Source organism: Actinoplanes subglobosus, assembly GCF_042650585.1.
In the GTDB taxonomy this organism is placed as follows: domain Bacteria; phylum Actinomycetota; class Actinomycetes; order Mycobacteriales; family Micromonosporaceae; genus Actinoplanes; species Actinoplanes subglobosus.
In genome coordinates, this window is the sequence record NZ_JBHSBL010000019.1 from 377,291 (window position 1) to 397,389 (window position 20,099).

The window sequence follows — 20,099 nt, forward strand, 5'->3', positions numbered from 1 at the left end:
GTCGCGCTCTCGGTGTGCGACCGTGACCTGCACGACTGGCAGATGCGGTTCGGCGAAGGACCGCGGCGTGCACGAGATCAAGGCGCCACACGGCTGGCAGCGCTGGTCAGCGCACACATTGGCCGATCACGCGCTCCCGTCGTTGCCATAGCGAGGATCGGCGATCACAGTCCATGATCGTGTCCGTTCATCCTCGTTGTCGCGATGGTGAGATCACACGTTGGCGTTTCGTATGTTCCCGTCACTGTTGCGGCTGGAACGAGACCCGCGCCATCGTCCAGCCACGACGGGCGAGAGGCGACGGGCCAGGCCGCAAGGATGCACCCGATCCCCAGACGGTGTGGATCGTGGGCAAGGACCACTGTCCGATCATGCCAATCGACTACAAGGGCTTCGTATTGGAACGCTCAGGAGCACTGTCGCTCAATCAGCCTCGGCCTATCCGTAGGGCGTTCGCGTGCTCAAGCGCCGCCAGGTCGCCGATCGGGAGGCGTCCGGCTAGCTGCTGGCGAGGGCCTCACGGATTCGGAATCTCAGTGAGCGTTTGGGAGTGCTGTTATCCGGACGTGCTGAACGTCCGGCGGCTTTGGCGAGTGGCGGGCCTGCCTCGGTCGAGGCGGCGGGTCATGGTGTTGATCGCGGCCCAGCCGACCAAGACCTCGGACACTGCGGGGTCAGGTTCGTAGTCGCGGGCCAGACGACGGTGGGCAGTCAGCCAGGCGATGCGACGCTCGATCACCCACCGCTTCGGAAGTACGACGAAGCCGACCTGGCCGGCGGGCTTGCGGACGATCTCGACGGTGGTAGCGAGTGTTTCAGCGGCCCAGTCGACCAGCCGGCCCACGAAGCCCCTGGCCGGCGAACACGTGCCGGATAGGCGAGAAAGGATAGGTGTCGAGCAGGGTCGTCTTCGCGCCGCCACGGTCCTGCCACGACACCGACATCACGCACACCGTGACCAGCAGGCCAAGGGTGTCGGTGACGATGAACCGCTTCCGGCCGTTGATCTTCATCCCGGCGCCGTAGCCGCAGGTATCGCTACGGACCGCGTCGGCGGTTCTGACCGACCGCGAGTCCATGACACCAGCCGACGGCTCGGCTCCGCGCTCCTGCTCCAGACGCAGTTCTTCGCGTAGCTCCTCCACGATGCGTTCGGTGACATGGCGCTTCTCCCATTGCCGGACCTGCCCGAACACCGTCTACCAGGGCGGGGAAGTCAACCGGCAGCTGACGCCACGAGCAGCCACTACGCACCACGTACAAGACCGCTCCACCCGATCAGCCTCGGACCGACAACGCCGAAGCCAGGTATGGCGCATCGCCACGGTTCGACCGTCAAACTCGTAGTAGCGGTAGGCGGCCACCGCCCCGGTCGTGGTGTTCAGCTGCACCTCGGTGTTGTCCAGGTACAGCGCTTGACGGCGCTCTCGGTACGGAAGGGTTCGGCCGTCTCTCCAGGACTAACGATTCCGATGGAACCAGCTTTCAGCCGCCAGCTCCTATATCGAACGCACCCAGCGCTGCAACAAAGACCTGCCACGCTGCTAAGATTAAGGAAATAGCAATCGGCGATCGACGATTCCCAGCGCTGCAAAAATAGACAGCAATGGCCGCAACACCCGGCGCTGCCCAAATCCGTGAGAGGGAAAATAGCCGCTGTCGAGGACGTCAACTCCCGACGCGGAAGCAACATGAAGACTCGCGTCCATGAAGGCCTCCGCTGGATACAGCCAAGGCCTTGCATCCCGACCTGCAAGGAACGAGTAAATGTCCTTGCTCTCCTCGCTGGACGTCTTGAGATCCAAGGTGTCTTCGCGATCGAGCCACTTGCCGATCAGCGGATCAGCGTCACGAATCAAATCCCCTTTGGTCACCACAATGGCCGCCGGCGCAGGAATAAATGGGTCTCCCGGATCTGCGCGGCATTCCCTCAACACTTCCACAGGTGCGGCAAATCCGGAAGGAGCAGGCCATCGCCCCTTTCCGGGCGGCACCAGGGTGGGAGTCGCAGAAACAGGATCAACGACAAATATGAAGGCGCTCGCACCCTTAACGAAACCGGTTGCACGCACACTGTCGAGCTGATAGAAGTATTCTCCAGAAAGATCAAAGAAGGCCACCGCAAAGGAGCGTCCAGCATAGTCACTGTCCAACTTGAGAACATATGTTAGCTCGCTCTGCATTACCAATGTCTTCGACGCCTCTCTGCGTAAATTGCAGAACGGATGAACAGTTCTACGGAAGTATTCCCGCTCAATCCTGAGGTGCAACGGCGATGGCGTAACACCGAATTTTCGCTGCACATCAATATTGTTGGTCAATTCGTTGATCATCGCCGCGAGCAGAAGAGTCTTTCCTGCGGCAATGCCACCAATCAGCCCGATCGCTATCGGTGAACCATACTCTCCATATAGGTCAGGAAGCGCATGCGATGACCTCGAATGACAATCACTACCGTGCAACACCGTGCACTCTCGCATGGCATCCAGCCGCCCATCAGGAAAGCGCTCAAGCAGAGTCTTATACTGACCCTTATCGATCTTTATGATCGAACCACCGGGTTCATCGACCCACAGGAAGCGCGGGGCGATCTCACTGCTCCAGTCGTTTATGACACTGCCGCAGATAGGACACCTTAAAGTCTTCAGTGGCCGACTCGAACTCGCAGCCATGAATATTCGCCGCGAGGCACCCGCAGGAACAAGACAGCAGTCATTTTCGCGCCCGCTTCCCGAAGGACCTAAAATTCCATTTACGGCGCGACGAAGCCTGACCCGGACACCCCGATCTCTTTTTCCATACTTTTTCCTAAATTTGGCTTGGCGGTCCTGAAGTGCCGAGAACCTTGAATTCTCGAACTGCAAACGCTCAGATGATATTTGCGCGGAAGGGCGAGGTATCGATTGACGCGGCGATTCGTCGGCACTGTAAGACCGGTTTATGACTAATCCCAGCTGGTCAGCCGAAGCTGTTGTGAGCCTTTGAGGCTCAGGCCAGTTTCGCCTTCGCATACGTGAACGTAGCTGCGTATATATTGCGTCAAGTGTAAGGTACTTCTCGCTGCTCGGCACACCTTCATTTAGGAGATTTATCAACTCACCGGTGAACGCGGTGTGCGTCTCACCCGCAAGCGCTATGGCGTTGGCTGGACTCGCCGTTAAGACGTAGGCGCCAGCAATCTCGAGTTCAGCCTTGACACGACTCAGATTTTCCGAGAGGCCCGGCAGCGCCGCCCTACCCGAGAAGCAACAATCAAGCATAACGACCCTAACGGCCGCTTTACTGCCAAGAATGACTTCACGCACGAGACTATATTGGACAGCGTTGAACGCAGGCCTCGGCGGCCTTGTCCCGGGCAGGGAAAGGTAAAGATCACTTCTAGTCAATCCGCTGACACCATGGCCAGCGTAATAGAAGAGAAGCATATCGTCCGCGAAATCAGCAGCCGACTCCAAGGCGTCGCCGACAGTCTGTTGATCCGGAGGGTTGATCAACTTTGTTGAATTTGCCTCAGGAATCGCGCCGAGATACGCATCCGACATAGTCGACGCGAGATCCAAGGTACTCTGTTCAACGGATGGCAGATCTGGCATATGCTCATATCGACTCACGCCAACATAAACTGCACGAGACTTAGCCGGGTCAAACAAAGTCATTCTTCGGCCCGGCGGTCAATAGATTCGACGGCCGCCGCGACCTCCGACGGATTTAGCGCGCCCTGGCTATCAATTCTAATAACCATGCCATCCGGAAGAGTCACCGTGATTATCGGCCTGTTAACTTCCGAGGCTGTCGATTTGTCACGCGTGAGCCAGTTCACAAGAGATGTGACCAAGGCGGTAAGGATACCCCCTGAGCCGATAGCAACGATTATTCCGTCCGACAATGCCCCCATTGATTCTTGGGTTTGTGGTTGCATCGAATTACGCACACGGCCACGAAGGGCATCTTCGGCTCGAAGCCACTCACCGAGCACTTCTTGATGGCGAGAACCATCAGGGGTCGTAGCGGTAACGACTACATCGGTCACAGTTCCTCCCGAACAACAAGGGTAATGGGAGGGACTCGTCACGTCCACGCTCGCGTGATGTCGATCAGTGAGCAACGGAACTACAGTTCCCAATTGTGGACACTTTGGACGCCTAGACAATCTGGGCTACAAGCCTTCTGACGGCCTCAACGCATCTCGTATGATGCGGGCCTGTTTGTCAGCAACCCAGGCCCAAACCGCAAGGGTTCACCCGGCAGGATTGGTCGGCCCCTGCCCCACGCGGGCGCGCCGCAGCAGGCCACCTCAAGGACGTCGAGTGCTTGCCGCAAGCGGCCTGGCGGCAACGGGGAACCGGAGACCATCAGGGATCTCAGTCTACTCAGGCCGACCGAATCGGGACGCAGGGCGCAGACCGACTGGCTCAACCTGCCAGCTGTGATCCCGCTGGCTGCGGCGCGATACCTGACGAACCTGTCAGGAACATCGGCGGGCGCCGAGCGGGAGCTGCGCGAAGCAACTACTGCCGCAGACCCCACCCCGCGGTCACCGCTGAAACGACCACCGGACCGCCATCTCCGGATTCCTGCTCCGGGAACGCACCGGTATCCAATGGCGTGACCTACCACCCCGCTTCGGGAACTGGCGGACTGAATACCAGCGCAAACGCCAGTGGGTCGGGACGGGATCTGGCAGCGCATCGCCGAGCGGCTGCGCCCGGACACCGACGACCCCGATTTGGACCGTCGGCATCGACTCCACCGTCGTCCGCGCCCACCAACACGCCGCCGGCGCCCACCACCAACCCTCGCAGACCCTGTCCTATCCTGACGCCGACCGGCACCGAACCCGAAACCCTGGGCCGCTTCCGGGGCGGGTTCAGTACCAAGCTGCACGTGGCCGCCGACCAACGCAGCAGGCCCGTATCCCCATCACTGACCGCCGGACAGTGCCACGACCACATCGTCGGGTTTACCTGATTCCTCAGGTATAGATGGCCCGGACGCCCGAGGACAACAGAGAGCTGCTGACGACCTGTAAAACCGGTCGGTTACCGGCGGGCTCAGGCAATGGAGGACGCGGTTGCCCCGGAAGGCAGACATCGACGAGACCGCCGCCCATGCGCTCCTGCACAGGATCTTCGGCTCCTCCGTACCGGTGACCTGTCAGCGGACCGCGGAGGGTGTTTCCACGCAGGTCTACCGGATCCAGCGGGAATCAGAGGTCTTCTACCTGCGTATCGCCGAGGAAGCCGACGAGAACCTCGAAACGGAAGCCGAGTTGTACCGGCGCCTGCGGCTACTCGGTGTCAGGGTCGCTGACATCGTCCACGTCGAACCCTTCAACAGCGACATCGGGCGCTCGACGATGGTCACCACCGAAATCGTGGGCGCACCGGTGGCTCACCTCAACGACCCGGCGCTCGCGGCCTCGATCGTCGAGCAGGCCGGCGCCGACCTCGCCGTCATCAACCGGATCCCGGTCGACGGGTTCGGCTTCATCCGCAGGCAGAACCGTCAGTGGCCGTTACCGGCCGAGTACCCGCGATACGAGGATTTCCTGGTTTCGTACCTACCGAAGCCATGGCCTGGGCCGCTGACCTCCCTGTTCGACCGGGCCGCGATCCGCACCGTCGAAGACCTCGTCGAGCGCGAACGCGCCGGCCCGCCGGCTCCGGCGACGCTCTCGCACGGCGACTTCGACCTCACGCAGATATTCTGCGCCGACGGCCACTACACCGGCCTGATCGACTTCGGGGAGACCCGGGGCACCGACCCCTGGTTCGACCTCAGCCACTTCCATCTTCACGATCATGAAACCGGACCGGCCGCCCTGCTACCCGCCCTGCTGAGCGGCTACCAGCGCATCCGCCCCCTGCCACCCGGGCACGAGATCGCCATCAACGACGGCGCGATCCTCCTCGGGCTGCGTCAACTCTGCCGCTGGCTGGGACCGCCACTGCGCCGCCCACCGGAGCACCCCGCTGTCGAACATCGTGCACAGCAGATCCGCCGGCTGATGGCCTACCGCGCGGTAACGGGGAGCCGATGACGGGCATGCGGCATGATCTGGCCCTGTGGATTGGTCGTCGGTGTTCGAGCATCAGGATCGTCAGCCGGGAGCGACACCGCGACGGCTTGCCGACTTCATCGCCGAGATTCGTCAGCCGATCGACGCGAGCCCCTGGCGGCTGCCGGACCGGCCGCTGCCACCCAGCTATCTCGGCCTGCTGACCTGGTCGGACGGCGGTGTTCTCGCCAACGGCGACCGCGTGTTGCAGCTTTTCCCGACCGACGGCCCGAGCGGCGTACGGGCGATGACGCTGGCCTACCAACTCCCGGAACACATGCCCGGAGCGCTGCCGTTCGCGTTCAACGGCGGCGGCGTGTTCTACCTGTTCGACATGCGCGAACCCGCCGACGCCCACGGCGAATACCCGGTCGTCGCCGCACACGCGGGCAGCATCGGCTGGGTCACCCACGACGACAGCTACCCGCCGGAATGCTGGCCGATCGCCGGCGACCTGCCACAGGCATGCCGAGGGCGAACCGACATCGCGGAACTCGCCGACTGCGCCTGCCACACCCCGCCGGCCACGTTCGCCTCCACCCTGCCCGAAACGGCCGATATCTATATCGATCAGGTGCCACACGACTCCCTCAGGACTTTGATGCAGCTCAGAAAGCTACTCACCGCCACCTGGCGAATCGACACATCCCGCGAGCTACTGGCCCGCCAGCCGTTCCTCGCCGTCCGGAATGGCCGCCCCTACGCGCTCCACCGCAAGCTCGAAGAATCCGCCGGACTCCGGCCCTACCTGTTCTACGACGCGGACGGCCGACTCGAACCGGTGTCGCCCGACAGCGAACGGCCTTGAGGAGGCCCACCGCCTGATCGCAGGGCACTGACGGCGAGTCAGCGCGGGGCCGGGACGTCGGCGAACGTCGCGGGCACCGACAGGGTCCGAGCCCTCGTCACCGGCCAGAAGGTGACGAACGCCCGGCCTACCAGCCGGTCCTCCGGGACGGTGCCGTTCGCGGCACCGAGGTGCTCGCGCGAGTCACCGGAGGCGCTGCGATGGTCGCCGAGGACGAAGACACGGCCCGCGCCGACGGTCACGTCGAACCGTCTGTCGGACGGAACGTCACCGGGGAACAGGTAGTCTTCGACGAGCGCCTGCCCGTTGACGGTGATCCGCTGATCCGCGTCGCAGCAGACGACGCGATCGCCGGCCACCCCGATGATCCGCTTGATGTAGTTCTGACCGGGAACGGCCGACCATTGCGGCGGCGGCACGAAGACCACGATCTCCCCGCGACCCGGCGCATCGAACCAGTAGGCGGTCTTGTTGACGAGAACCTTGTCGTCGCGAAGCAGGGTCCGCTCCATGGACTCCGACGGAATGTAGAACGTCTGGACCAGAAAGGTCCGGACCCCGGCCGCGACCACGACGGCGACGACGATCAGGACCATGAACTCGATCCAGCGCGCCCGCCTGGTCGGTGGAGCATCGGTGCTTGTGGACACCCACCGCACCCTACAAGCTCCTCGCCACCCATCCGGCGGCCGGGTTCGCGCAGCGTGATCGCGGTTGCACGCTCCGGCGAACCTGGAGGGGTGACCGCCGATGCTCGGTAAGTCCCACGCCCTGTCCGGCGGCGTCGGCTGGCTGGCCGGATCAGCCCTGCTCGCGGCCGCCGGACACGCCCCGACCGCTGTCGCCGTCGTCGCCGGGGCCGCCGTGTCCACCGGCATGGCTCTCGCCCCGGACCTCGACCATCCCGAGTCCACGATCTCCCGATCCCTCGGCCCGATCACCCGCTGGACCGCGCTCGGCGTCGCCGCCACGGCGGCCAGGCTGCGGGGCGTGTCGTGCCGGCACTGTCTCACCGGCCGCCGCGCCCGCGGCGGGCACCGCGGCATCACCCACACCGCGACCGGGGCGATCATCCTCGGTCTGCTCGCCGGCGTTCTCTGCGCGCTGGCCGGACCGGCCGCCGGCCTGTGGATCGTCGGCCTGTCGGTGTGGCTCGCCTCCCACGCCGCGCTGTCGTCCGGCACCCGCGCCCGCATCGGGGACATGCTGCTGCCCGGCCGGTTCCGTCGCCTCGGCAAGGGTGCCCACCGGTTCGCCGCCGCCGTCGGTGCGATCCTGGTCGCCGGAGTGTTCGTCGCCGCGATTCACGGCAGTGCCGGCGCCTGGTGGTGGGTCGGCCTGGCCGTGTCCTGGGGCTGCCTCGCCCATTCACTCGGTGACGCGCTGACCTTCTCCGCCGTGCCGCTGTGCTGGCCGATCCGGATCCGCGGCTGCCGGTGGACGCCCGTCGGCACCCCACGATGGATGCGGTTCCGCACCGGTTCGCCGACCGAGACGGTGGTCGTGTGGCTGATGGCGGCGGTCGGTGTCGGATCGATCCTGCTACTCGGCGCCGTCTGGTGACCAGCGGCCGGCCGCTCCTGTCTGGCCGGGCCGGGTCGCGGTGAAACCACTGGCGCCGATCGTCAGATACACCGCCGCGAAGAGCCAGAACGCCGCGAACAGGAGACCCTGGTCGAACAGCGAGGTGACCATGACCAGCGCGCCGGCCACCGCGGTCACGGCGTAGCCGGCCCGCATTCCGCACGCGCACAGCACCGCGAGAACGAGCGGCAGGACACCCCAGAGCACCACGGCGGGCCAGGTGACCTCGACGGTGTCGTGAAAGACCGCGGAGCCGATCAGCAGCGCGGGCAGGGTCAGGAACACCGCGGCGGTGAGATGCCAGGCCCGGGCCGCGGCGCGGCCGATACCGCGGCGCAGCACCCATGGCACGATCGTGGCAGCCCAGAGCATGAGCGCGACCGGGAAGTAGTACAGGCCGAGGTTGCCGGAGACGAGGACGAACACGGTGAGCACCGCCGCGCCGGCGGCCGCGACCCAGCCCCGGGTCTTCGCCGGCAGAACGAGCGGAGCGGCCGCGACGAGTGCCGGCACAACGGCGAGCAGTACGGCCACCCACCCGTACCACCGCACGACGTTCTGCCCCTCGATGCCGGCGTCGGTCACCTCACCGGGCACGTCGAGGGCCGGCATCCCGAAGCTCACGTACGCGGCGGTCAGCACGCCGAGCCCCACGGTCATCATGAGCAGGATCCGGCCCGGACCCGCTGTCCCGGCCGGTGCCCGGAGGCGAGGCACTTCGGTAGCGGCCTCGTTGGTCAATGCTGTGCCCCGCTTGTCTCTTCGTGGACCGCTCGCACTCCCCGTGAGCACGAACAGCGAGCGTAGTGATCGCCCAGGCCCGGCAGACATCCTGTGAGCCGGCTTTCCACTGCTCCGAATGGGTGAAAGACACCACGGACCGTGCCGTCGAACAGGACGTCACAGTCCTTGATCTGAGCCTGGTTGTAGGTCTGGACGAGTTCAGGGAGTCCGTCGGCAGGACAGCGCTACCGCGAGAGGCCAGCAGGCCTGCGCCCCCGCGGCGACGCGTTCGGTGAGGCCCACCGGACCGCCGCCGGCCAGGGTCGCGGCGAACCAGCCGACGAGCGCGAGCAGCACCAGCGCTGCGGCGACCGACACGGCAGGGCGTAACGCGACCGGGCCGCGGCCACGCCGCCAGGCGGCCGCGGGCCACACCGCCAGGGCCCCGAACGCCAGCGCGGCCGACACGGTGTGTCCCGGCGACCCGCCCTCGGCCGGGAGCGGGAACACCGCCACCAGCATCGTCGCCACGCCGCCGAGTGCGAGCACGATCCGGCCCGCCGGAGCCGCCCGGGACAGCCCGGACGCGGTGACCATGTGCGCGACGCCGACACACAGCAGGGCAGTCGTCATCAGCCAGCGGTCGGTGGCATCCACCGCGGCCAGGGCGCTGATCGTGTCGGCGGTGCTGTCGAAGCCGGCCGGCTGTCGCCGCGCGGCAAGGGTCCAGCCGCCGATCAGCGCGACCGGCGCCGCCGTCGAGGACACCAGCGCCCACCAGGGCAGAGACGATGGCACAGCCGAAACCCTCAACTCTCCGCGGGCCTGGCGGCAACGCGCCGACGGCGCAGGATCGCCGACGCCACGGCGCCGCCGACCGCCAGGGTGACCGCTGCCACGACGGCGAGCAGGAACGCGGGACTGCCCGGCTCGGTCGCGGAGGCGCCGAGACCGGCGTAGACGACGGTGGCGGGTGCCGCACCCATCGCCGTACCCGCGAGATAGCTGCCGACCCGGATCCCGGTGGTGCCGTAACCGTAGCTGACCAGGCCGAACGGGGCGACCGGCAGCAACCTGAGCAGAGCCACCCCGAAGGCGCCGCGCGCGCTGAGCCAGCTGTCGACGGCGGACAGGCGGGCGCGGGCGGCGACGAAGTCACGGCCCAGCATCCGGCCGGCGGCGAACGCCACGAGCGCGGCCACCGCCGCCCCGCCGAGCACGTACAGGCTGCCCTGCCACGGCCCGAACGCCAGGCCGGCGCCGGCGGCGAGCGCGGAACGCGGAACCAGGGCGACCATGAGCACCGCTGCCAGCACGATCATCGCGATCGGTCCGAACGGCCCCCAGCCGGCGGTGAGTGCCGCGATCCGGTCCGCGTCGGGTACTCCGGTCACCGAAACCACACCGGCCGCGGCGGCGACGGCCCCGGCCAGCACGGCCATCCGGATGCCGGCCCGGCGCGGCCTGCCCGCGCGCGCGGGCCTCTCGAGCACGTCGGGGTTCACCGTGCCGACGTCGAGCCGGGGGCGGCGAACCAGGTGGCGGTACAGATCATGTCCAAACAATAGGCGGTACGACACAGGCCGTCGCCGGGCCAGGCATGGTCCCGCATCCGCCGCATCTCACGCGGCAACTGCTGCCAGGGACCGTTCGTTTCCTGGGTATCGGCGCGGACACACGCTCGAACACGTGTGGGTGGTGGGCCACGGAGCGAAGGACAGCTGCGCGGTGCCGGGCATCACGACAGCCGTGATCGTCGGTCGGAATCGCCGAACCGGACCGTGGGCCGGCCGCGGTCATCGGCCGCCATGTCGGCCGGGCCCGGCGGCAGCGCGGGTAAGGGCACACGATCGCCGACCGTGTGCCCGGGTAGTCGCCATAGGAAGGGCCGCGGAACGGGAGGGTCCACGGGCTGGGGGCGGCGATGGTCGCGGCCGATGTCACCTCCGGCCGGAGCAACGACGCGAGCACACAGAACGCCAGCGTGCGACCTCACCGCCGCCATAGCGACGATGAACGCACCCAATCCACTGATCGGGATCGCCCACCCTCGCCATAGCGACCACCAGCGCACACCAAAGGCGATCGTGTGCGCCGACCAACGCTGGGCGAAGCCACTCCGAGTCGAGGCGACGCGGGCAGGCAGGCCGCAAACCGGACTACCCTCCCGAATCGCCGGCAAGGCGGACCTCGATCAGCGCCAGCCGACGCTTACAACACGCCAGCGGACGCGATCCTTCAAACGGGCGACTTGACGGCAGGCCAGCAGGCAACGCCGCGGAACCTTCAAAGCGACGGTGAAATCACATGCAGGCGTTGCGTGTGCTCGCACCGTCGCCGCCGGTGACCGGGGCGGCCGAACCCTCTGCACAGCCGATGTCGACCTGAGCCACGACCGACGGGCCCTGTCCAGGAATGCTCTCTATGCGGCCGCGGATGTGGGCTCGGCTGCCCACCAGTCCGGTTCGGTTTCGTGCCAGGACAGATCGCCGGTGAAACCCCAGTGCCGCCGCAGGTGGTCGAGCAGGTCCTGCTGGGCGACCTCGATCGGTGCGTCGGCTGCGGTGCCGGGCAGGCCGCCGCATCCGATTGCGTCGTCCTCCTCGGTCACCGAGATGCGCCACCGGTCCGGAGTCCGATAGAGCAGGATGTGTTTGATCTGCGGGTTCATCACGAAGCGCGCTACCGGATCCATTCGGGATGCGCGAACAGGGCGGGAAGTCCGCCGCTGTGCAGGAACACCACACGTGACCCGTGACCGCCGGCGATCAGCGACGCCATCGCCCGGCCGGTGTACGTCGGGTCCAGGAAGACGCCCTCGAGCCGGGCCGTGAGCTCCAGCGCCTGGCGTACCGCATCGGTCATCGCCGCATAGCCCGCGCCGACCTGGCCCCGGTCGACGCGCAAATCGAGCGACTCGTCGCCAAGCAACCCGCGGACCGCGCCGGCGGGATCGGGCAGCGCACCGACGTCGACGCCCACGACCCGCGACGGCCCGAGTTCCCGGACCAGCCCGGCCATCGTTCCGCCGGAGCCGAGCGGCACCACCACGGCGTCGAAATCGGCCACCTGCTCGCGCAGCTCACGGCCACATCGCGCGTAGCCCTCGATCGACACCGGCGACGACCCACCGAACGGGATCACGAAGGCGTCGCCGCGCTCCTGCTCGACGGCCGCCGCCAGCGGCCGGCCACCGGCCCACCGGACGTCAGCACCGGCCAGCCGGTCGAGCAGCAGATTGCCGCCGGGCGTCGCGGGCGGGTCACCGGCGAGGACGAGCACACACCGCAGACCCAGCCGGGCGGCCGCCGCAGCCGTGAGCCGAGCGTGATTACTCTGCGGACCACCGGACGTGATGACGGTACGGGCACCCGCGGCCACCGCCTCCGCCAGCAGGAACTCCAGCTTGCGGACCTTGTTGCCGCCCGCGCCGAGCCCGCACAGGTCGTCCCGCTTGAACCACAGCGCCGCGAGCCCGAGCCGGGCCGCCAGCCGCGGCGCCTCCTCGACGGGCGTCGGCCACGTACCCAGCGGAACCGCAGTGATCATGGCCCGAGTATCGCCGAACCCCGGTGGAGGTCAACCACCATCATCCTTCCGGGATCGTCCGGTGCCGCCGGCCGTGCGGGGCGCCGGTCAGAGGGTCCAGGCCCAGATGGTGCCGTCGTAGTGGCCGGACACGACGGTGGGCCGGCCGGAGAAGTCGCTGATCGCGATGGCCTCGGCGGTCTTCTCCGGGCCGGTGAGAGCACGGCCGTACGGCTGTCCGGCACCGAGATCCCAGATCCGGATACCGCTGTCGTCGCAGCCGGAGACGGCGACGGTCCGCCCGGCCACCTCGCCGATCGCCACCGTCTTGAACGCTTTCGTAAGCTTCAGGAGCTGCTCGCCCGACGGCTGTGCGGCTCCCAGATCCCATCGGCGCAGCACGCCGTCCTCGCCGCCGGAGACGGCGGTCGGCTTGCCGTTCACGATCCCGACGGCCAGCCCCCACACCTCGCCCGTGTGGCTGCCGAGTTCCCGCAGCATGCGTTCACCGGTGACGTCCCAGAGCGTGATGGCGCCGTCGGCGCTGCCGGTGACCGCGATCGCCCGCCCATCGATGGTGCCGACGGCGATGCTGTTGACCGGCGCGCCGAGCGCCGACCCCAGGGCCCGGCCGCCGCGCTGGGGATGTGCGGGATCCCAGATCCGCACGGTCCGGTCGCCGCACGCGGTCACGGCTACGGTCCGGCCGCCGACCGTGGCGAACGCGACTCCGTTGACACCGCCGGCGATCCCGGTGGTCGGTGCCGTGGCGCGCGGCGGATCGGATGTCAGGTCCCAGACGCGCATGGTGCCGTCGACACTCGTGGACGCGGCCATGGTGCCGTGCAGGGCGAGGCCGAACACCTTCCCGTGATGAGCCGGGAGGAGGTCGCTGCGAGCCCGGCCGGTCACCGGGTTCCACAGCTGGATCCGGCCGTCCCCACGCCCGGCCACGACCAGAGGCTCGCCCCGAAGCGTGCCGGCGGCGATGGACCAGATGGTCCTGCCCGCTGGGCGAACCTTCCGGCCCGCGGGATCGTAGCGAGCGTCCGGTCCGAACGTCACCGTCCCGGACGGCGTCGGCGAGCTCCGGCGTGCGCTCTCGGTCCCGTACCGCCAGGCGGTGGCCGCGCCGGAGACGCCCAGACCCGCCGCCGCGACCGTGCCGATCAGCAGCCGCCGCGTCAGCCTCCGATGTGACCACGGCCGCCGCCCCTCGCCGTGGCCCTCCGGCCGCACGTCGTGGAGCTCGCGCGGATGGTGGTGGTGCACGTGGAACTCGGCCCTGACGTCACCGTGGATGACGCCGGTGTTGGCGATCCCGCCCTGATCGGCCCGGCCGTCACCGGACTCGGAGACAGCCGAAGCCGGCATCTCGTCGGCGGTCACGTCCGCGGCTGCCGGGAGACGCCCGTGTTGGCCACCGACCCCGGCCCTCTCGCGGTCGCGTCTCCGGACCGGTTCACCTCAGCGGTACGGCCGTCGCCGCACGTTTCGATCCCGGTGCTGGCCCGCCCGCCTTCGCCGGCGTGTGCCGTGCCGCTGTCCGTCACCCGGTCGGCCGACGCCGGCTGCCGCGGGGCGGGTGGCCGCGACGCCGACCATCCGGCGGCGAAGGATCCCGCCGCGAGGATCGTGGTGACGAAGAATCCCACGACCGTCACCCAGCGGTCGGCGTTCTCCAGGCCCTGGCCGGACAGGAACACCGCCCAGCCGGTCAGAGCCGCCGCGAGCAACACCGTCGCAGTGATCACCATTGGTGTACGGGACACCGGCGCATCATGTCCGGTGGCGACAGTGACGGCCACAGCGGACCGGTCCTGATCCACTACGGTCACGAGCGGGCTTCACCTGCGGTTCAGGACCTCATCCGGGGTACGGTCCACGCCGCCACCGGCTCGGTGTGACGCGATGGCCGTACCCCGATCGGTGTCTTTGATTCCCCCTGCCGATACCGGGGTCTCACGGTGACCGGAACCGCCGGTGTTCCTCGGCGACGTCCAGCGTGCGGCGGGTCAGCAATGTGCGCTGTGGTCGAGGGCACTGATCAGGGCGACGAGTTCGGCCGTACGGTCGGCGTGCCCGAGCCGCTGGTGGACGTTGCGGGCCTCGATGTAGGCCCGGCGGGCGGCGACCGGGTCGGCCCGGACCTGCGCGTCGCCGAGTTTGCGGAGCGCGTCGGCGAGGAACGCGGGCCAGCCACGTCGCCGCCACAGCCGCACGGAGGCCTCCAGATGGCCGATGGCCGTGTCGTGGTCGCCCTCGGCCAGTTCGATCGCGCCGAGGACCCCGAGGGCGTCGGCGGTGTGATGGGGAAGGTTGTACTCGCGGGCGATCGTCAGGGCCTCGGTGGCGTATCCGCGCGCCGGATGTCCCGGCAGGTGCGCCCGGGCCAATGTCAGCAGGGTCAGCACCTCCGCATACCGGTCCTGGTAGCGCCGCAGGATCCGCAGTGACTCGTCCAGCACACTGATCGCCTCGGCGTTGCGTCCCGCCCGCGTGTTCAGCACACCGATGAACTGGAGGGTGGTCGCCACGTACCGCTGGTTGCCCAGCCGCCGGGCCAGTCGCAGGGCGACGGTGAGGTGCCGTTCGGCCTCGGCCAGCGCCAGCGACTCGCCGTGGACGACGGCGCGGGCCACATGGGCGCGAGCCTGTCCGCCGAGGTGCTCGTGCTGTCCGGCCAGTTCGATCGCGGCGTCGGCACGCTCGGCGGCCCGGCCGTAGTCGCCGGTCGCCGCCAGCGCCCACGCCTGATCCACCGCCGCGTCGGCCGTGCCGGGGCCGTGCCCGGCCTCGGTGAACAGGTCGAAGAGGTGATCGGCGTCGCGGAGCATGCGTTCCATGGCAGATCCGGGGTGGTCCGCCTCGTGCCAGGTGGAGAGCTGGATCAGGCCCCGCAACATGACGGCTTCCCCGAGGCGGTGCCCGGCGGCCCGGCAGGCGGCGAGCACATAGTCGTTGGTGGACCGCCAGTCGATGTAGACGCCCCGGATGTCGAAGAACTTCTCCAGGCAACCGGCCAGCTCGAAAGCCACGTCGAGCGCGCCGATGTCGCAGGCCTGCCGGATCGCGGCCGGCAACGACAACCGCTCGCCGGCGAACCAGTCGAGCGGGTCGGGCAGGTTGCCGGCCCCGTCCACCGCCACCTCGGCGGCGTCGCCGCGTACCGCGGCGTAGCACGGCCCCGGGATCCGCTCGCTCATCCGGCGGGCGAGCCACAGGTAGCCACCGAACCCGTCACTCAGCACCCCGGCACCCTCGGAGGGTTCCTCGTCACGGGCACGTTCGCGCAGGTAGAGCAGGACCAGATCGTGGAAGCGGTAGCGTCCGCCACCGGAGCTGTCGGTGCCGGCGTCGAGCAGCAACTGGGCGTCGACCAGTTCCTCGAGCAGATCCTCCGCCTCCTCGGCCGCCGCCCCGGTGACGACCGCGGCCAGCCAGGAGGGCAGATCCGGCAGGGTGAACAGGCTGAGCCGGCGGGCCAGTCGCTGGGCGGGTGCGCCGATCGCGCGGTAACTGGCGGCGATCGAGGTCCGGACCGCCAGGTCACCGGCGACCAGATGGTCCAGACGCCGTCGCTCGTCACGCAGGGCCCGGGTGAGCCGGGACATCGGCCACGCCGGGCGTGACCGCAGACGTGCGCCGACGATCCGGACCGCCAGGGGAAGACGCCCGACCAGCTGCAGGATCGCGGTGCTCTCCCCCGGTTCGCCGGTCACCTGGTGCGCGGTGGCGACCCGGCCGAGGAACGCCACCGCCTCCTCACCGGAGAAGACCGCCAGCTGCAGACGCTCGGCGCCCTCCAGCCCGTCCAGGCCGGAACGGCTGGTCACCACTGTCGCGCAGGTGTCCCCGCCGGGCAGCAACGGCCGGATCTGCGCCTCGTCGGCCGCGTCGTCCAGCATCACCAGGACCCGGCGCCCGGCCGTCCACGACCGGTAGGCGTCGGCACGTTCGGTCAGATCGATGGGGATGGCCCGCTCGCTCATACCGAGAGCACGCAGGAAACGGGCGAGCACGTCGCCCGGCTCGGCCGGATGCGCCTCGGTGCCGTGCAGCCTGGCGTGGAGCTGACCGTCCGGATAGGCGTGGGCGGCCCGATGCGCCGCATGCACCGCCAGGGTGCTCTTACCGACCCCGCCCATCCCGGTGATCGTCACGACCGGCCGCCGGTCACCCGGTGCGAGGGCGGCGTCGAGCCACTCGACCTCGGCCGCGCGGCCGGTGAAATCCACGATGGCGGAAGGCAGGAGTGCCGGGACCACGGGGGCCTGCGCCGGAACCGTCTGACCCTCCTCGCCGTCCTCGGCGGCTTCGACGGCTTGCAGGACGGTTCGCTCCGCCGTCACGAATGCCCGGCCGGGCTCCAGCCCGTGCTCGTCGGCGAGGAACCGGCGCATCTCACGGGCCGCGGCGAGCGCGTCGGCCTGGCGGCCACCCCGATGCAGCGCGGTCATCAGCGCGATCCACAGCCGTTCCCGGGTCGGCTCGTCGCGGGCCATCCCCGCCAGTTCCGGGACGACCTCGCGGTGCCGGCCGGCCTGAAGCTCGAGGTCGAAGACCTCTTCCCAGGCGGCGAGCCGTTCCTCCGCCAGCCGACGGCGTGCGGCCCCGACGTAGGCCCCGGCGGCGTCGGCCAGAGCGGGGCCGCGCCACAGGGCGAGCGCTTCCCGCAGCCGCGCGACACGCTCGGCGGGCGGCAGGTCGCCCGCCGGTGCGGCGAGCTCATGGAAGCGCAGATGGTCGACCTCGTCCGGCCCGGCTTCGAGCAGGTAGCCACCGCTCTGGCTGACCAGCGCCAGCCGGCCGTCGCCGGCCCGGCGGATCGCGGAGATGTCGGCTTGCAGCTGGGACCGGGCCGTGGCCGGCTCGGCGCCGCCCCACATCGCCTCGGCCAGTGCCTCGACGGTGACGACCCGGCCCGCATTGAGCAGCAGGTGACCGAGGACCGCCCGGTGCCGCGGCCGGGCGATGACCACCTTCGCACCGTCGACCAGCACTTCCACGTTGCCCAGGATTCGATAGTGAACGCTCTCGGATGGCATCGAGATCAGGCTATCGGCGACACCGACAAAACTCGATCTCATGATGAATTGCGACAGTGTACGGCCGGGAGAATCGTCCGGCGGAGGCCCGCCCGGCCGCTGGACTCCGCCGCGGCCGGGCCCCGTGCCCCCACCGTGACGGAGCCGATCAGCACGAACGACCCCCGGAGCATTGCTGCTCCCCTGGTCCCCTATGGTCGGCCACCCGGTTGACACATCCGCCATACATTTGCCATACGTTTGCCTGACCTGCGGCTCAGCCGGGGAGGCCGGCTGCCTTCAGCTGGTGCCGGATCGCCGGGGTCAGCAGGGTCATCGCCGTGTCGGTCAGGTGCGAGGCGTCGCGGTAGAGCGTCACACCGCCCCGCACCGCGGGACACTGCCGCCCCGTCCCCGGGCAGAGGTAGGAGTTCACCTCGACCACGGCCGCCAGGCCCAGGGACGTCGCGGTGTCCGGCCTGCCGAGCGGGTCGGCGCGCAGGCCGTCCGTACGGCTGAAGGCGCACTCGTCCCAGTCCGGTAGCGAGCCGGAAAGGCAGGCCGGGACGTCCACGGTGGGTGTCGGGGTGTCCGTGAGGTAGACCAGTGGGACGCCCGGCGCGGCGAGCCGGGACAGTGTGGCCCGCCAGCCGGCGATCAGTTCGGGGCCCTGGGCATACCAGTTGAGCGCGCTGACGAAGACCATCCGCGGCGCCGGCTCCTCCGCCAGCCGGGCCAGGGTGTTCGTCCGCCAGGTGTCGCATTCGGAGTACCGGCGTTTGAGCGCCGAGTTGTTCACCGTCAGCTCGGGCAGCGGGCAGCCGGCCTTGGTGAGGATCTCGGTGGACCAGCCGTGTGATGCCGCGACCGCCTGCACCGCCGGGTACCACTGCCCGGCGTGCGAGTCGCCGATCAGCACGATCCGGTCCCGGTCCGGTGCGGCCGTGGTGGGGTTTCCGGAAGGGTCGACGAGACACGGCGGTGAGCTGGTGTCCTTGAGGTCGACGATGCATTCGGCGGGGTGCCGGGGCGTGTCCCGGACCGCGTCGAGGACTCCGGGTTCGACCGGGCCGCTCGTGGCGCCGGTGAACGGATCGGCGGCGCTGTCCGGTGCGAAGAGGGCAGCCGGCCGGTTCGCGCGGTCGTCGGCGGTCAGCACGCCGAGTTCGACGTCGGCCCTCAGCCGGACCAGCAGCGCGGTCACGCAGACCGTGGCGGTGAGCAGGGCGGCAATCGCGATCCAGCCGGCCCGGGAGACGCGGGCCCGGGCGACCGGACGCTCGACGGCCAGGTGGGTGAGGAGGGCGAGGCCGAGGGCACCGGCCGAGAGCGCGACCTTCGCCGGCCAGCCGAGGTCGTGCCCGGCCAGGGCCGGGACGATGATCATCGGCGGCCAGTGCCACAGATACCACGGGTACGAGAGGGTGCCGGCCCACTGCATCGGGCGCGGGGTCAGGAGTCGTTCGCCGAGCGTGGGTACGCCACTCCCGCCGACGATGACGGCGGCGGTGCCGAGCACCGGCAGCAGCGCGTTCCACCCGGGGAAGGCGGTCGAGTCGTCGTAGACGAGACCGGCGGCGACGATCGCGGCCAGCCCGGCGACGACCGACACCTCCCGCACGGGCCGCGGCAGACTGGCGCACTGCCGGCGCCCGACGGCGACGAGAGCGCCGAGACCGAGTTCCCAGGCACGCGACTGCAACGAGAAGTAGGCCAGCGGCGCGTCGTCCCGTACCAGGATCTGCGACACCACGAGCGACGCCACGGTCGCACCGGCCACGGCGACGCACAGCCAGGCACGCCAGTACCGCCGGCCGGCGAGCACCACCGCGGCGATCAGCAACGGCCAGACGAGGTAGAACTGCTCCTCGACGGCGAGTGACCAGAAGTGCTGCAGCGGGCTGGGCGGATCGGTGGCGTTCTGGTAGTCGACGCCGTCGATCGCGAGCCGGACGTTGAGCCCGTAGACGGCGGTGAGGATCGCGTCCCAGGTGAGGCTCCGCACCCGCAGCGGCGGCAGGACCACGGCGGCGGCCACCAGGGTGGTGACGGCGACGATCGCGGCGGGAAGCAGCAGGCGCCGGGCCCGCCGCACGTAGAACTCCGCGAACGCGATGCGGCGCCGCCGCGTGATCTCGCCCAGCAGGTTGCCGGTGATCAGGTATCCGGAGATGACGAAGAAGACGTCCACACCGACGTAACCGCCACCGAAACCGGGAACGTCGGCGTGGTAGAGCAGCACCAGGAGCACCGCCACGGCACGCAGGCCCTGCACGTCCGGCCGGAAGCGCCGCAACGGTGCCGGCGGTGGCGTCAGCCGCCGGGTGGTGATCTCGACGGCGGGCAGCGGGACGGTCGTGGGTGTCGTCAT

General features: G+C 68.8%; 17 protein-coding genes and 1 pseudogene. 4 read left to right on the forward strand and 14 right to left on the reverse strand.

The genetic code is table 11. The features are described 5' to 3' along the window. Positions 1-556: 556 nt before the first annotated feature. The 4 genes from ACFO0C_RS27200 to ACFO0C_RS27215 form a co-directional block, all read right to left on the reverse strand. A complete protein-coding gene (locus ACFO0C_RS27200; protein ID WP_378069527.1) occupies positions 557-844 on the reverse strand; it encodes a hypothetical protein in 288 nt (95 codons plus the stop codon). Beyond that, the gene (locus ACFO0C_RS27205; protein WP_378069528.1) at positions 816-1,196 is read right to left on the reverse strand and encodes a transposase; all 381 of its coding nucleotides are present in this window, start codon (positions 1,194-1,196) and stop codon (positions 816-818) included. The genes ACFO0C_RS27200 and ACFO0C_RS27205 overlap by 29 nt, the downstream gene beginning before the upstream one ends. A 354-nt stretch (positions 1,197-1,550) precedes the next feature. Beyond that, complete coding sequence (locus ACFO0C_RS27210) at positions 1,551-3,656, reverse strand: caspase family protein (protein ID WP_378069529.1); 2,106 nt, start codon at positions 3,654-3,656, stop codon at positions 1,551-1,553. Further along, positions 3,653-4,030, reverse strand: coding sequence for an effector-associated constant component EACC1 (locus tag ACFO0C_RS27215; protein WP_378069530.1), 378 nt, complete (start codon positions 4,028-4,030; stop codon positions 3,653-3,655). The genes ACFO0C_RS27210 and ACFO0C_RS27215 overlap by 4 nt, the downstream gene beginning before the upstream one ends. A 529-nt stretch (positions 4,031-4,559) precedes the next feature. On the opposite strand from ACFO0C_RS27215, the pseudogene ACFO0C_RS27220 reads away from it, so the two are divergent. The 3 genes and pseudogenes from ACFO0C_RS27220 to ACFO0C_RS27230 all read left to right on the forward strand — a co-directional run. Next, positions 4,560-4,982 (forward strand): annotated as a pseudogene (locus ACFO0C_RS27220) (transposase); the annotation flags it as partial. Between the two features lie 89 nt (positions 4,983-5,071). Continuing rightward, entirely contained in the window at positions 5,072-6,040 is a 969-nt protein-coding gene (locus ACFO0C_RS27225; protein ID WP_378069531.1) for a phosphotransferase family protein, read from the forward strand. A 40-nt stretch (positions 6,041-6,080) separates the two neighbouring features. Then, positions 6,081-6,866, forward strand: a complete 786-nt coding sequence (locus tag ACFO0C_RS27230) for an SMI1/KNR4 family protein (protein WP_378069532.1) — start codon at positions 6,081-6,083, stop codon at positions 6,864-6,866. A 38-nt stretch (positions 6,867-6,904) separates the two neighbouring features. Here ACFO0C_RS27230 and lepB read toward each other — a convergent pair whose 3' ends face one another. After that, positions 6,905-7,462, reverse strand: coding sequence for a signal peptidase I (gene lepB / locus ACFO0C_RS27235; RefSeq protein ID WP_378069915.1), 558 nt, complete (start codon positions 7,460-7,462; stop codon positions 6,905-6,907). 154 nt (positions 7,463-7,616) lie between these two features. On the opposite strand from lepB, the gene ACFO0C_RS27240 reads away from it, so the two are divergent. After that, positions 7,617-8,429: a metal-dependent hydrolase gene (locus ACFO0C_RS27240; RefSeq protein ID WP_378069533.1), complete on the forward strand. Its 813-nt coding sequence runs from the start codon at positions 7,617-7,619 to the stop codon at positions 8,427-8,429. Here ACFO0C_RS27240 and ACFO0C_RS27245 read toward each other — a convergent pair. From ACFO0C_RS27245 to ACFO0C_RS27285, 9 genes are all read right to left on the reverse strand, one after another. After that, positions 8,409-9,110, reverse strand: a complete 702-nt coding sequence (locus ACFO0C_RS27245; RefSeq protein ID WP_378069534.1) for a hypothetical protein — start codon at positions 9,108-9,110, stop codon at positions 8,409-8,411. The two genes, ACFO0C_RS27240 and ACFO0C_RS27245, sit on opposite strands and share 21 nt — an antisense overlap. A gap of 282 nt (positions 9,111-9,392) precedes the next feature. Then, positions 9,393-9,971 (reverse strand): DUF998 domain-containing protein, encoded by a 579-nt coding sequence (locus ACFO0C_RS27250; RefSeq protein WP_378069535.1) that lies wholly within the window; start codon positions 9,969-9,971, stop codon positions 9,393-9,395. Between the two features lie 11 nt (positions 9,972-9,982). Continuing rightward, the gene (locus ACFO0C_RS27255) at positions 9,983-10,666 is read right to left on the reverse strand and encodes a TVP38/TMEM64 family protein (protein WP_378069536.1); all 684 of its coding nucleotides are present in this window, start codon (positions 10,664-10,666) and stop codon (positions 9,983-9,985) included. Positions 10,667-11,595: 929 nt separating this feature from the next. Next, the gene (locus ACFO0C_RS27260; RefSeq protein ID WP_378069537.1) at positions 11,596-11,868 is read right to left on the reverse strand and encodes a hypothetical protein; all 273 of its coding nucleotides are present in this window, start codon (positions 11,866-11,868) and stop codon (positions 11,596-11,598) included. Continuing rightward, a complete protein-coding gene (locus ACFO0C_RS27265) occupies positions 11,856-12,722 on the reverse strand; it encodes a pyridoxal-phosphate dependent enzyme (protein WP_378069538.1) in 867 nt (288 codons plus the stop codon). Before ACFO0C_RS27265 ends, ACFO0C_RS27260 begins: the two co-directional genes overlap by 13 nt. Positions 12,723-12,809: 87 nt before the next feature. Continuing rightward, entirely contained in the window at positions 12,810-14,090 is a 1,281-nt protein-coding gene (locus ACFO0C_RS27270) for a WD40 repeat domain-containing protein (RefSeq protein WP_378069539.1), read from the reverse strand. After that, a complete protein-coding gene (locus ACFO0C_RS27275; RefSeq protein ID WP_378069540.1) occupies positions 14,087-14,473 on the reverse strand; it encodes a hypothetical protein in 387 nt (128 codons plus the stop codon). The genes ACFO0C_RS27270 and ACFO0C_RS27275 overlap by 4 nt, the downstream gene beginning before the upstream one ends. A 243-nt stretch (positions 14,474-14,716) precedes the next feature. Further along, positions 14,717-17,749, reverse strand: coding sequence for an AfsR/SARP family transcriptional regulator (locus tag ACFO0C_RS27280; RefSeq protein WP_378069541.1), 3,033 nt, complete (start codon positions 17,747-17,749; stop codon positions 14,717-14,719). A gap of 256 nt (positions 17,750-18,005) precedes the next feature. Then, positions 18,006-20,099 (reverse strand): acyltransferase family protein, encoded by a 2,094-nt coding sequence (locus ACFO0C_RS27285; protein WP_378069542.1) that lies wholly within the window; start codon positions 20,097-20,099, stop codon positions 18,006-18,008.